A 13662-nucleotide genomic window follows, 5' to 3' on the forward strand; every position below is an offset into this window, starting at 1 on the left:
TTCGATAAGGAAAATGTTATTAACATGGATAGGTATGAAATCCATGTTCCATTATTGTCCGAATCGCTATTTTGATAGAAAGAAGGAAACACCATGAATGTACCTGAGAATGTTATCATTACAACATTAAAAGGAAAAGAGGTTCTCTCTAATCCTTTTTTGAATAAAGGAACAGCTTTTACGAAAGAGGAAAGGGAAGAGCTGGGACTCGACGGTCTATTACCGCCCCAAGTGCTCACCCTTGATGAACAAGTAAATAGGGTTTACGAACAATATTCGATGCGGACAACGAATCTATTTAAACATGGTCTGCTTTATGATTTATATAACCGTAATGTTGTTTTATTTTACCGGCTTTTAAAAGAACACTTAGCAGAAATGCTCCCAATCATCTACACTCCTACTGTTGGTGAGGCGATCCAGTCGTACTCTCATAGCTATCGTCGTCCAGGAGGTTTATATCTTTCCATTGATGATCCTGAGGGCATTGAAAAGGCATTTTATAATCTTGGACAGCCCAAAAATGGCATTGATTTAATCGTTGTTACAGACTCAGAAAGTATTTTGGGAATAGGGGACCAAGGGGTAGGCGGTATTAATATTGCGATTGGTAAACTTGCCGTATACACAGCGGCGGCTGGTATTGATCCAAGCCGAGTTCTGCCAGTTGTGCTAGATGTTGGTACGAACAATCAGGCCTTGATTGCCGATCCTATCTATATTGGCAACAAATTCGCCCGTGTCCGCGGTGAGCGTTATGATCAATTCATTGATTTATTCGTTCAGACTGCAAGAAAGTCCTTTCCAGAGGTTCTGATTCACTGGGAGGACCTTGGCAACGTGAATGCGCGTAAAATCTTGGACAAATATGGTGACAAAATTCTTACCTTCAACGATGACATCCAGGGAACAGGTGCAGTGACTCTTGCTGCTGTTATGTCTGGAATGAAAGTAACAGGAGCTAATCTAAAGGACCAGCGAATTGTTGTCTTCGGTCCAGGGGCTGCCGGCATCGGTATAGCTGACCAAATCTCAGAGACAATGGTTCTTGAAGGGCTGACCAGAGAAGAAGCCTATGACCGTTTCTGGGCGATTGACTATCGGGGGTTATTAACCGATGAAGCACCAGATGTTCTTAATTTCCAGAAGCCTTATGTAAGAAAGGCGGATGAAGTAAAGGACTGGGATAGGAATGAGGATGGGATTATTTCATTAATGGAAGTCGTTCAGAGGGTGAAGCCAACCATCCTGATTGGTACTTCCGGACAAGCCGGTGCCTTCACCGAGGCAATTGTAAAAGAAATGGCCAAGCATGTTGAGCGTCCTATCATCTTGCCTATGTCCAACCCGACTGCATTGACTGAAGCAGTTCCGGAAAACCTGATTAAATGGACAGATGGCAAGGCTCTAATTGCCACCGGCAGTCCGTTTGCCAATGTGGAATACAACGGGGTTTTCTATGAAATTGGCCAGTCCAATAACGCATTTGTCTTCCCAGGTCTAGGCCTTGGAGCCATTGTGGCAAAAGCTGAAGTGATCTCCAAGGGGATGTTCGCAGCAGCTGCCTATGCGGTTGCAAGAATGTGTGACTCCAGCGAACCTGGAGCATCTTTGCTGCCATCCGTTGACAAACTTCATGAAGTTTCAAAATACGTAGCCATTGAAGTAGTCAATGCTGCCATCCACGAAGGAATTGCAAGAGCGGATATTCAAGATGTGGAGACTGCTATTGAAGAGGCTATGTGGGAACCTGAGTATAAGGAAATCAAGAGTGTAGGGATTTGGACAAACATTCATTCCTATGCATGATTAAATAGTATAATAAAAAAGATCAATCCTTTTGCTTTCTAGGCAAAAGGACTGATCTTTTTTTATAAAAACTGCCTTATTATCTACCCTTAAATTAAACAGACAGCGTATCCTACAGCTAACTTTTAGAACACTTAAAATTAGAAGCTATCTGGATTCAATCGATTGTTGTCGGTAGTCGGCTCATTGACGGAAGCGTCGCCCTCTTTATGCACTTCTGCTTTTTCGCGTTTGACATTTTCCGTTACCTGTTGGTTTTCCGTAACTTCCTTTTTGTTAATCACCAGTTCTTCAGTTACAACAGGTTTCTTCGTAACTTCGATTTTTTCTTCTACAATTGGAACGCGGATGGTTTCATCATCACCTATAGGTGTGGTTGTGTCTGCTTCGGTTTTGTCCACTGCCCGTCTTTCTACGTTAACCTCTTCATGTCGTACGGGAACATTTATTGTTTGCTGTTCTTCAACGACATCTTTTTTCACCTCTACTTCACCTGTCTGAACGCGTTGTTTATCAACATCCAACTGTTCTTCGCGAAGCTTTATGGAGCGCGGTGAATCTGTGTCGAGACTACCTTCAAAATCCGTTTGTTCACTAGCAGTGGTTCCTCTGGAGACATCTTCAGCAATACCAACATTACCTGTTCCTTTTTCACCAAGGAGCAGAATCATTCCAGAATTGAGATCATCTTGGTATTTTAGCGCATCAGCTTGATTAATGCCCTGGGCGACCAAATGGTCGTAATAAGTAGTTCCGCTGCCATCATTTTGATACATTCGATCCTCAAACGGGGTAAACAGGCTTGCTAAGAACCCAGGGTGTTCTTCTGTATGGGTCTCCCTCGCAGCGCTTATCTCCTGAGAAGCCACACCTGTTTCCTCCTCAATGGAAGAAGGGACATCTGTTGTATTAGCAATAATCGACAAGTCTCTTACAGAATATCCTTGGTTCTGAAAGTCCTCTATGGCTCGAACCACTTCGTCACTGGAATTATAAACTCCTAATACTGTTTTACTCATAGTTATTGCCTCCATTTCCCTTTTTGTTTACTTACTAAAGCTTACAAATTATACTTACCCCGCTTAACAACATTGGAAACTAATTTTGTTGGCAGTAGTCTTTGTTTACTGCTACATTGAAAATAAAGAATTTTGAATTTTAATTATTATTGGATTATTATATTAAAAGAAATGGGGGGAATCAGTTAATGAATGGATTGATGCTTTTTTTATGTATGATTTGGGGTTTTAACTTTGTGATTATGAAACAGGGTAATGCTGTGTTCCCGCCTGTTTTGTTTGCAGATTATCGGTTTTTGCTTGGTGCATTGGTTCTTTTTGGGTTAACCTATTTTAAAAAAATCCCGCTCCCAAGTAAACGGGAACTAAAATGGTATATTCTATGCGGGCTTCTGCAGACAACTTATTTTAACATTGCTATCCAAATTTCTTTAAATTATATAAGCGCTGGTCTTACTTCTGTTCTAACTTATAGCATGCCATTGTTTCTTTCACTTATGGCTCATTATTTCATTCCTGGAGAGAAATTGACTGCAAAGAAGACAGGTGGGATTTTGATCGGAATATTGGGGTTGTTTTTAGCAATGAATATTCATTTTGGAGAAACAATCTGGGCTCCGATTCTTGCGTTAAGCTCCGCGATAACATGGGCTTTATCGAGTTTAATTTTCAAAACCAAATTACAAGGCTGTGATACTGTTCAATTTACTACATGGCAAATGGGCGCGGGGGCGGTTGGCTTGTTTTTGTATTCTCTCAGCTTTGAACATGGCCAGTCCCATTGGAGCCTTATGGCTGTAGTATACCTTTTATATTCTGGAATTTTGGCCTCTGCATTAGCTTTTGTCATATGGTCTCATCTTCTTTCTAAGATGGAAGCCAGCAAAGCATCGATTTCTTTGTTAATTGTACCTGTAGTAGGTACTCTATCAGGAGTCCTGTTTTTAAAGGAAAGTTTGAACGCTATTACATTGATTGGCGTAATTTTGGTGCTATCGGGAGTTTGGCTGGTAAATACAACACGTACGGCCCGTATCCCTTTACCAAATCACCCACTTTTCACGGGGAAAAAATATAAGGGTTGAAATCTTTAAGAAAGGGTCAAGCGGCTCTTTTTTTTTTGTTCCATATCGCCATGCGATTTAGCTTGCAAATAAACCTAAAAACCGTCATATTTAATAGAAAAGGAGGCCCGATATGCGACGTGATATACAACCGAATGAACGAGCATTCTCCTCTAAGGAAGTGGCAGAAGAAGTTGGGATTGCAACACCCACTGTTCGAAAGTATGGCCAAATCTTAGAGCGGAATGGATATGAGTTTTTAAAAGATGGCGATCGCCGTATTTTTGTTCAATCTGACATCGGAGCGCTTATAGCGTTACGCGATACGGACAAGCCCTTGGACGATACAGCTAAAGAACTAGCGTATCAACAGAAGGAAAGATTAGAAAGCTCCAATGAAAAAGAGCTTGTGATACCCGATCCATATGAAAATTTGCCACAAGACCCCAAACAAATAAAAGAGATTTTGATGTTTTTGGCTAATGAAATTGCAGTTGCACGTGAAATGAACGTCCAACTGACAAGCGATATGTCTCAGCTTAAAGAAAAAGTTTCCCGGCTCCAGCAAGATCATCATGTTATCAGCTCTAGTATTGGGAATTCTGCACAAAAAACTCATGCAAAAATTGAAAAATTAACCGAGCAACAAAATACATATTATGAAACATTGCTGCAGCAAGAAAAGGAAAAAAGTGAATTCTTGCAAAAAGAAATACAAAATCTGAGGCATGAACAGAAAAAAGAATGGCTTTCACAAAATGAATTTAATAAACGCTTAGAGGAAGCGATACAAAAACCTAGCGAAAAATGGGGTTGGCTTTTCTCCATATTCAAAAAATAAGGTGCCTTTTCATCATTTATGTGCTTATATCGCGATGCGATATGGATATGCCCTTAGACGATACAGCTAAAGACCATGATTATCAAAAAAAGATTCAAATAATTCAATAGAATCTAGAAGCGATACCCGATATATATGAAATGATAGGGTGCCCTGCTTAAAACAACGTTTCCCGGCTCCACCATTTCCTCGATTGTGCAGCACTTCGGACTTATCAATCTTTTAAATTTCAACAAATTCCCGGGAAATATCTACAAAATCTGAGTAGATATCGACAAGCCTTGGCGAAAGGGCAGCATGATTTATAGGTTTCTAAGCCAATATCAGAGAAATAGAAAGCTATTTTCACCGATTTTGTCAGCTAGTTGTGTAAAAAAATCACATTATGATCAAAAACCATTTCTAATCTATTTAAGGAAGTGGTTTTTTTGTTGTTATAATGGGTTTATTGTCGAACGAGTGTAGATTAAAATGGAGACTATTAATACACGGAGGTAGAATTGTATTTCTTTTATTAGATTTTTATGAAAGGGGTTTACTAAACTGAAAAAGCTAATTGTTGCTTATATCTTTCTAATCAGTCTTTTTGCTTTATATTTATTTTACTATCATTTTAACAATTCAAATGGAACCGCTTTAGAACAGGGCCAAGAGGGAATTCGCGGAGATATGAATGAAAAATATGTAATGGTTACATTCCAAGCAGGACATGACTATTGGAAACGAGCCCTAAAGGGGTTTGAGGATGCAGCAGATGCCTTAAATGTTTCCATCGAATACCGAGGGGCTGCCCAGTATGATGTCAACGAACAAATTACCGTACTAGAACAGGTTATTGCCAAAAAGCCCGACGGTATCGCCATATCAGCGATTGATCCCGATAAAATTACAACGACGATTAATAAAGCAATAGATGCTGGAATTCCTGTAGTGCTATTTGATTCCGGTGCACCATCGAGTAAGGCTCAAACGTTTATTGGCACCAACAATTACAACGCAGGAGTAATGGGTGCAGAGGAAATAGCAGCCCTGTTGAATAACAAAGGAAAAGTAGGCATTGTAACCTTGCCCAATCAGTTGAATCATCAAGAAAGATTAAGGGGCTTTCAAGAAACAATAGAGAAGAATTATCCAGGGATTGAAGTCGTAGAAGTGAAAGACGGAAAAGGAAGCGAGCCGGTTTCAAGAAAGGCAGCTAACGAACTGTTAACCAATTATCCGGACTTAAACGGGATTTTTGCCACTGAGGCAATTGGCGGAATTGGAGTCGGAAGTGCTGTAAGTGCCGTAAAAGGAAAAGACAAAGTAAAGATTGTCAGCTTTGACACGGATAAACAAACGCTTGATTTAATTAAAGACGGAACCATCTCGGCGACACTTGCGCAAGGTACATGGAAGATGGGGTATTGGTCACTTCAGTTTTTATTTCATCTAAATCATAAGCTTACTGCTGATTCCAAGCTTGGTAACATAAGTGCACCGCCGCTGCCGCCTAATGTAGATACAGGCGTCTCTGTGATTACCAAAGAGAATGTAGGGGATTTTTATGGCCAGTAAGAGATTGACCAACCTGCCTTTTATCCCTAGTGGTGTAGAAAAATGGCGGATCAATGACTTCCCTATTCGTTATAAACTAATCGTCCTATTGTTATTAATCAGTATCGTACCATCAATTGGTCTTAGTATACTGACGGGAATGACTGTTGAGCGGATTATTGAAAAACAGGTGACAGAAAATACATTGCAATTAATTGGTCAAGTCAATAAAACATTAGAAAGCTATACCAATAATATGCAAAATATAAGTTATTTGATCTCCTTTAATCCAGATATAAAGAGATTCATAGACGAAACAGAGGATAATCAATCAACTGGGGAAACGGATACCTACGAAATGAGGGAGTTTTTGCGCAACCTTACCACCTTATATCCTGAGGTGGCAGGTATCCTCGTCGTGAATAGCAGCGGGAAATACATTAGTAATGAATTATATTCAGATTCCAAACAAAAATTAACCGAGGAAAAATGGTATAAACAGGCCGAAGAAAATAAAGGTATTTTTAAAATCCTCGGACATCCGTCTAATCGCAAGGTGAAAAGTTATTTGCAGTATAAAGATGATGAAGTCATATCAGTCGTAAGAGCGATCATTGACCCTGACACACAGAAAGTGAAAGGGGTTGTCTTAATTGACTTAAAATTAAGAGTCATTGCAGAAGCAACAAAGGATGCCCGTCTTGGAAAAACTGGCTATTTAATGGTATTGGATGAGAAAGGCGAAAACATTTATTCACCGGCAAAACAACTCATTAAAAGGTTTCCACTAGAAAGGGTAGCTGACGGTGACGCTGGAACGTTTTTTAGAAAGGTAAATGGAAGTAAATCGCAATTTATCTATCAAAAATCCTCTTTTACCAATTGGACGACGGTAGGTGTATTCCCTTCCAATGAAGCGATTTCGGAAGTCAAGGAAATCAATTTTTATATGATTAGCTTTGTCTTTATCGTCTGTTTATTCGGATTAACAGCGGCCTATTATTTATCTACTTCCATGTCCAGGCCGATTGGCCAGCTGATGTCGTTTATGCATAGGGCTGAAACTGGCGATTTAACTGTTCGATATAAGGGAAATCGTAAGGATGAGTTAGGAATGCTCGGAAGAAGTTTTAATACGATGCTTGTTCAAATCAATAAGCTTATTTCATTAACCGAAAAACAGGAGAGGCAAAAGAGAGAGGCTGAGCTAAGAAGCCTCCAAGAACATATTAAGCCGCACTTTCTTTACAACACATTGGATACGATTAATTGGATGGCACGCAAACAAGGGGCCGAGGATGTTGCTAACCTTGTAGGATCTTTATCAAGACTTTTCCGCATTGGTCTCAGTAAGGGCCATGATATCATTCCTTTGAGTGAAGAAATCGAACATATACACAGTTACCTTCAAATTCAAAAAGCAAGATACAAGGATAAATTAAATTATTCGATAGAAGTAAATGAAAGCATTAAAAAGGTACCTATTCCCAAACTCGTTCTCCAGCCAATTGTTGAAAATGCCATTTACCACGGCATCAAAGAGAGGAGAGGACCAGGCCATATTCTCATTAAAGCCGAGGAGTACATGGGCGATTTAATTATTTGTATAAAGGATGATGGAAAAGGAATTCCAAAAGATAAATTAACGGCCCTGCAGGAAAATCTTGAAGTTTGCTTTTCAGAGGATGAGGAGAGGATGGGTCTTGGATATGGAATGAGAAACACTCAGGCCAGAATACGATTCACATGCGGCGACCAATATGGTCTATCGATTGATAGTGAAGAAGGAAAAGGAACGACCGTTACAATATTGCTGCCAATGGAAAGCGGCGGTCAAATAGGAGAAAAGGTTAGATAAAGAGGTGGGGTATCATGAAGGAAAGCTGGCGAGTGTTAATTGCTGATGATGAACCCATCATCCGTGAAGGAATTCGAGAGGCAGTGGATTGGCAGGCACTTGGTATGACTGTTGTAGCAGAGGCTGAGGATGGGGAGGAAGCCCTTGAACTTGCATTAGAACATACTATCGATATTCTGTTGGTCGACTTGAATATGCCGATTATGAATGGGATTACCATCATTAAACACGTCCGGGAACATCTTCCTAAATGTAAGATTGTGATAATAACAGGTTATGATGAATTTACTTACGCACAGGAGGCTTTGCGATTAAATGTTTCCGACTATATATTAAAGCCGGCCAATCCAGTTCAGCTGCAAACGGTGCTTGGAAAGGTCCAGTACGAACTGGAAGCGGTTATTAAGCAAGAAGAGTTTGTAAAACTGGCATCTAATCAAATTAACAAAAATATTGACCTGCTTCGTGAACAATTATTTTATGATTTACTCGAAGGAAAATGGAGTGAGGAAGAGGCATTCGAGCAGCTCGAGTTCCTTGGGCTGCCTGTAAAAAGTCCGAAACAATTTGGGGTCATTCAGTCTCCGGAATACTATGCAAATGATCCAGTAATCGCAGGAGAAGATCATCAGTTGATTTCTGTTTCACTGGAAAATCTTATAGTGGAGGAGCTGGAGGCTCAAGATAAGATATATATACGTGATTACTATGGAAGTATGTTAATTTTACTTTGGGACTCCATCAATGAAGAAAAGATCATATTGATAGGAAAACGGGCGAAAGAGGAGTTAAGGATGACAATCCATTCTTGTTTTGAACCGTTAGAAAAGGGGATAAGCAAGATTCCAAAAGCCTATCAAGCGTGTAAACAAATAATAGAACAAGATTCTTCTATTTCACCCGTCGTGCGCCGGGCCCGTGACTATATTTTTGAACATTTTTCTGAGCACGATATTACGCTGGAAAAAGCTGCAGAATCTCTGCAGGTCTCTTCCGTATACTTGAGCAGAACATTTAAGCAGGAGTTAGGCGTATCTTTTGTCAGTTTAATCACCAACCTCCGTATTAAAAAAGCCATTATGCTGTTAAATTCCACAGACCTCTCCATTCTTGAGATTGCAGACAAGGTCGGTTATGATACACAGCATTATTTTAGTACGGCCTTTAAAAAAGTGGTGGGGGTATCCCCGAATCAGTATCGAAAAACCCCAATATAAACGGTCCTGAAAAAGGGCATGTCGGTTAAACAAAATCCGGCATGCCCTTTTTCTATTCGGAAAGAAATAAAATGTAAGCGATTTAAATTAAGTTAAATATTTATAAAAATAGTTATTTTTTTAAAAAGACCAGATTTTAATAGGGTGATATATTGAACTTAACTGAAGCGCTTTCTTAAAAACTTTCCAGTAGTAAAAGAAGGGAGGAAAAGACATGAAAAAGTGGTTATCAGTGATCACTCTATTATTTATGCTAGTATCTTTAACAGCTTGCGGCACCAATCAAGCAAGTGGTAAGGAAAGTGGTTATGTTGGGATTTCAATGCCGACAAAGTCTTCCGAAAGGTGGGTAAATGACGGTGAAAACATGGCCAAGCAATTTAAAAAGCTTGGGTATAAAGTAGATTTACAATACGCAGAGGATGTTGTCGAAAACCAGACAGCACAAATCGAGAACATGATTACTAAGGGTGTGAATGTGTTAGTTATCGCCCCGATAGACGGCCAGGCTGCACTGACAAATGTCTTGGAAAGAGCGCATAAATTAGGCATCAAGATTATAGCTTATGACCGCTTAATTAGAAACAGTAAGTATATTGACTATTATGCAACATTTGACAACTTTGAGGTAGGAGTTCAACAGGGCACCTATATCGAAGAAAAGTTAGGATTGAAGAAAGGAAAGGGTCCGTTCAATATTGAATTGTTCGCAGGCTCGCCGGACGATAATAATGCCTATTTCTTCTTTGACGGTGCGATGTCCATCCTTAAGCCTTATATTAAATCGGGCAAATTGGTGGTAAGGAGCGGTCAAATGAAATTTAACCAGGGAGCAACCTTACGGTGGGATGGGGCCCTTGCTCAGTCAAGGATGGACAATCTATTGAGCGCCCACTACTCAAGTGAGCGAGTGGATGCGGTTCTTTCCCCTTATGATGGGATCAGTATTGGGATCATTTCCTCATTAAAGGGCGTGGGATACGGTAAGGGTAACAAACCTATGCCAATCATAACCGGGCAGGATGCAGAGCTTGCCTCGATTAAGTCAATTATGCGCGGAGAACAGACTCAAACGGTCTTTAAGGATACAAGGAAATTGGCCGAAAAAGCAGTTGAAATGGCGGATGCCGTATTAAAAGGAAAAAAGGCAGAAGTGAACGATACGAAAACCTATGATAACGGAGAAAAGGTTGTGCCAGCCTATCTTTTGAATCCGCTTTCGGTGGACAAAACAAACTATGAATCTTTATTAGTAGACAGCGGCTATTATACGAAAGATCAACTTAAATAATTTTTAGCCCATATTTAAAAACAGGCGGGTGATTATATGACAAACATCATTTTGGAAATGAAGGGTATCACGAAAGAGTTCCCAGGTGTGAAAGCACTTGATAATGTTAATTTGAAGATTAAAAAAGGCGAAATACACGCCTTATGCGGTGAGAACGGAGCGGGCAAGTCTACCTTAATGAAGGTATTGAGCGGAGTTTATCCGTATGGTTCCTATAGCGGTGATATCTTCTATAATGGCAAGGAATGTCAGTTCAAAAATATTAAGCAAAGTGAAGACTTAGGGATTGTCATAATCCATCAGGAATTAGCCTTAATCCCGTATCTATCGATTGCTGAAAATATCTTTTTAGGAAATGAACAGGAAAAGAACGGTGTCATCAATTGGAATTCGACCATTATGAGAACCAGGGAACTCCTGCAAACAGTCGGTTTGAGCGAGTCGCCGAATACACTTATCACGAATATTGGTGTGGGGAAGCAGCAGTTAGTCGAAATTGCGAAAGCACTATCTAAGAAAGTGGAACTATTAATCTTAGATGAGCCAACTGCTTCATTAAACGAAGATGACAGTGAGAATCTATTAAATTTATTGCTAGAGTTCAAAAAACAAGGCATGACTGCCATTATCATTTCTCATAAATTAAATGAAATTTCCAAGGTGGCTGATTCGATTACCATTTTACGAGATGGTAAAACGATTGAGACGTTGGATATGAAAAAGGATGAGATCACAGAAGACCGTATTATAAAGGGGATGGTTGGACGCGATCTGACCCATCGCTATCCAGAAAGGAAGCCAAAGATTGGGGACACTATTCTTGAAGTTAGGGACTGGAATGTCTATCATCCCCAGCATCAAGACCGTAAAATCATTGATAATGCCAATCTCCATATCCGAAAAGGAGAAATTGTCGGGATTGCAGGATTAATGGGGGCAGGCAGAACCGAACTGGCCATGAGCATCTTTGGAAAATCCTATGGTAAAAAAATAAGCGGTCAGCTTCAAATGAAGGGAAAAGAAGTGACACTTAACGATGTCTCCCAAGCGATTAATCAGGGTCTTGCCTATGTCTCAGAGGACCGTAAAGGTAATGGGCTCATTCTAATGGAGGATATTAAGAAAAATATCACTTTGGCGAGTCTTGATAAATTAGTCAATAAATTTGTGATCGATGAAAATAAAGAGATTATGACCGCCGAAAACTATCGAAAAAAATTAAGGATCAAAACACCGAGTATCTTTCAAAAGGCAGGAAACTTGAGCGGTGGTAATCAGCAAAAGATTGTCTTAAGTAAGTGGATTATGTCTGAGCCTGATGTGTTGATTCTTGATGAGCCGACACGAGGTATTGATGTAGGCGCGAAATATGAAATTTACTCCATCATCGATGAACTTGCAAGGGAAGGAAAAGGAATTCTGATGATTTCCTCTGAACTTCCAGAAATTCTAGGGATGTGTGACAGAGTCTATGTCATGTGCGAGGGGCGGATCACCGGCGAACTTAGCCGTAAAGACGCAAACCAAGAAAGCTTAATGAGATTAATGACACAAAGTAAAGTAAGGGGGTAATGAAAATGCAAACAATCATGCAAAAGGTAGATAAAAATAAGCCATCTTCAGGCGGAAATTCAAATGGGAATATACTTGGAAACTTCCTAAAGAGTAATGTAAGACAATATAGTATGATCATTTCTCTCGTTTTCATCATGGTTCTCTTTCAGGTTTTGACAGACGGGCTATTATTAAAGCCATTAAATATTACAAACCTAATTCTGCAAAACAGCTATATTCTAGTGCTGGCCATTGGAATGGTATTAGTTATTATCACAGGCCATATCGACTTGTCAGTAGGATCCATAGCTGCGTTCGTCGGAGCGATTTCAGCCATCTTAATGGTGAATTATGAAATACCAACGTTTGTTGCTGTTGTTCTTTCTTTAGTTATTGGTGCTTTAATTGGGGCTTGGCAAGGATTTTGGATTGCCTATGTGAAAGTACCAGCCTTTATTGTGACACTTGCCGGTATGCTTCTTTTTAGAGGATTAACGATGATTGTCCTGGAAGGCAAATCCATCGCACCATTCCCGGAAAGCTTCCAAAAAATGAGCACCGGATTTATGCCGGATGTGTTTGGCGGTTCGGGACTTCATGTGACAACACTTATGATTGGAATTGTCTTATCGGTGCTTTTTGTTATTGGTGAAATCAGTAACCGTAAAAACCAAATCAAACACAGCTTGGAAGTTCAGCCTCAGGGGATTTTTCTAGCGAAGCTGGCAGCCACTATTGTTGTCCTGAATTTATTCACCTACTCATTGGCATTGTATGAGGGAATTCCGAATATCCTCGTCATTCTTGCCCTATTAATAATTATCTATCGCTTTTTCACCAACCGGATGAAAGCAGGACGTCATGTGTATGCCATTGGGGGCAATGAAAAAGCAGCCTTGTTATCCGGTGTGAAAACAAAGCGAGTTACTTTCTGGGTATTCGTCAATATGGGCGTATTGTCAGCTCTTTCCGGGCTGCTATTCGCAGCCAGATTAAATGCTGCAACACCTAAAGCAGGTAACCTGTTCGAATTAGATGCCATTGCTGCTTGCTTCATCGGCGGAGCCTCAGCTTACGGTGGTATCGGTACAGTACCTGGAGCTATTATTGGCGGTCTAGTTATGGGAATCATGAATAACGGAATGTCACTGCTGGGTCTTGGAATCGACTGGCAGCAAGGGATTAAAGGTATGGTATTATTAGCAGCAGTAGCCTTTGATATTTATAACAAAAATAAAGCTTCTTAATATTGATATAATTTAATATCCAATAATATAAAAGGGACTATTCCGAATAGGAGTAGTCCTTTATACTGTGCTCCTGAATTTTAACTCTTAAATTCCTTTTGTAGATTTTTCGGTGAAAGATTGTACTCTTTTTTAAAGAGCCTGTAAAAACTCGAATAATCAGGAAAGCCACATTTTAAGGCAATTGTCTCAATAGAGAACTCATTTTGTTTAATCAAAGTGACAG

General features: G+C 39.9%; 11 protein-coding genes. 9 read left to right on the forward strand and 2 right to left on the reverse strand.

Going from position 1 to position 13662, the window contains the following annotated elements; all coding sequences use genetic code 11:
- Positions 1 to 93 precede the first annotated feature (93 nt).
- Complete coding sequence (locus tag V7266_RS03275; protein WP_335465789.1) at positions 94 to 1809, forward strand: NAD-dependent malic enzyme; 1716 nt, start codon at positions 94 to 96, stop codon at positions 1807 to 1809.
- A 140-nt stretch (positions 1810 to 1949) separates the two neighbouring features.
- On the opposite strand, the gene V7266_RS03280 is transcribed toward V7266_RS03275, so the two are convergent.
- A complete protein-coding gene (locus V7266_RS03280) occupies positions 1950 to 2828 on the reverse strand; it encodes a YsnF/AvaK domain-containing protein (RefSeq protein ID WP_335465790.1) in 879 nt (292 codons plus the stop codon).
- A gap of 188 nt (positions 2829 to 3016) precedes the next feature.
- Between V7266_RS03280 and V7266_RS03285 the strand changes: the two genes are divergently transcribed.
- The 8 genes from V7266_RS03285 (at position 3017) to mmsB (ending at position 13436) form a co-directional block, all read left to right on the forward strand.
- The gene (locus tag V7266_RS03285; RefSeq protein WP_335465791.1) at positions 3017 to 3913 is read left to right on the forward strand and encodes a DMT family transporter; all 897 of its coding nucleotides are present in this window, start codon (positions 3017 to 3019) and stop codon (positions 3911 to 3913) included.
- Between the two features lie 112 nt (positions 3914 to 4025).
- Complete coding sequence (locus V7266_RS03290) at positions 4026 to 4733, forward strand: hypothetical protein (RefSeq protein WP_335465792.1); 708 nt, start codon at positions 4026 to 4028, stop codon at positions 4731 to 4733.
- Positions 4734 to 5276: 543 nt separating this feature from the next.
- Positions 5277 to 6290 carry a substrate-binding domain-containing protein gene (locus V7266_RS03295; protein ID WP_335465810.1) on the forward strand — a complete coding sequence of 338 codons (1014 nt, stop codon included), beginning with the start codon at positions 5277 to 5279 and terminating at the stop codon, positions 6288 to 6290.
- On the forward strand, positions 6280 to 8127 hold the full coding sequence (locus V7266_RS03300; protein ID WP_335465793.1) for a cache domain-containing sensor histidine kinase: 1848 nt from the start codon (positions 6280 to 6282) through the stop codon (positions 8125 to 8127). Before V7266_RS03295 ends, V7266_RS03300 begins: the two co-directional genes overlap by 11 nt.
- Before the next feature lie 14 nt (positions 8128 to 8141).
- Positions 8142 to 9344 carry a response regulator transcription factor gene (locus tag V7266_RS03305; protein ID WP_335465794.1) on the forward strand — a complete coding sequence of 401 codons (1203 nt, stop codon included), beginning with the start codon at positions 8142 to 8144 and terminating at the stop codon, positions 9342 to 9344.
- A gap of 214 nt (positions 9345 to 9558) precedes the next feature.
- On the forward strand, positions 9559 to 10635 hold the full coding sequence (gene chvE / locus V7266_RS03310; RefSeq protein WP_335465795.1) for a multiple monosaccharide ABC transporter substrate-binding protein: 1077 nt from the start codon (positions 9559 to 9561) through the stop codon (positions 10633 to 10635).
- 36 nt (positions 10636 to 10671) lie between these two features.
- On the forward strand, positions 10672 to 12207 hold the full coding sequence (gene mmsA / locus V7266_RS03315; protein ID WP_335465796.1) for a multiple monosaccharide ABC transporter ATP-binding protein: 1536 nt from the start codon (positions 10672 to 10674) through the stop codon (positions 12205 to 12207).
- Positions 12208 to 12212: 5 nt separating this feature from the next.
- Entirely contained in the window at positions 12213 to 13436 is a 1224-nt protein-coding gene (gene mmsB, locus V7266_RS03320) for a multiple monosaccharide ABC transporter permease (RefSeq protein WP_335465797.1), read from the forward strand.
- 80 nt (positions 13437 to 13516) lie between these two features.
- On the opposite strand, the gene V7266_RS03325 is transcribed toward mmsB, so the two are convergent.
- Positions 13517 to 13654 (reverse strand): helix-turn-helix domain-containing protein, encoded by a 138-nt coding sequence (locus V7266_RS03325; protein ID WP_335465811.1) that lies wholly within the window; start codon positions 13652 to 13654, stop codon positions 13517 to 13519.
- Between the last annotated feature and the right edge of the window lie 8 nt (positions 13655 to 13662).

The sequence above is a fragment of the Neobacillus drentensis genome (assembly GCF_036965645.1).
GTDB lineage: Bacteria > Bacillota > Bacilli > Bacillales > Cytobacillaceae > Neobacillus > Neobacillus drentensis_D.

What these genes read in the sequence shown, in the direction of transcription:
- V7266_RS03275 (WP_335465789.1), top strand. Translation starts at nt 94, where the DNA reads ATGAATGTACCTGAGAATGTTATCATTACAACATTAAAAGGAAAAGAG.
- V7266_RS03280 (WP_335465790.1), bottom strand. Translation starts at nt 2,828, where the DNA reads ATGAGTAAAACAGTATTAGGAGTTTATAATTCCAGTGACGAAGTGGTT.
- V7266_RS03285 (WP_335465791.1), top strand. Translation starts at nt 3,017, where the DNA reads ATGAATGGATTGATGCTTTTTTTATGTATGATTTGGGGTTTTAACTTT.
- V7266_RS03290 (WP_335465792.1), top strand. Translation starts at nt 4,026, where the DNA reads ATGCGACGTGATATACAACCGAATGAACGAGCATTCTCCTCTAAGGAA.
- V7266_RS03300 (WP_335465793.1), top strand. Translation starts at nt 6,280, where the DNA reads ATGGCCAGTAAGAGATTGACCAACCTGCCTTTTATCCCTAGTGGTGTA.
- V7266_RS03305 (WP_335465794.1), top strand. Translation starts at nt 8,142, where the DNA reads ATGAAGGAAAGCTGGCGAGTGTTAATTGCTGATGATGAACCCATCATC.
- chvE (WP_335465795.1), top strand. Translation starts at nt 9,559, where the DNA reads ATGAAAAAGTGGTTATCAGTGATCACTCTATTATTTATGCTAGTATCT.
- mmsA (WP_335465796.1), top strand. Translation starts at nt 10,672, where the DNA reads ATGACAAACATCATTTTGGAAATGAAGGGTATCACGAAAGAGTTCCCA.
- mmsB (WP_335465797.1), top strand. Translation starts at nt 12,213, where the DNA reads ATGCAAACAATCATGCAAAAGGTAGATAAAAATAAGCCATCTTCAGGC.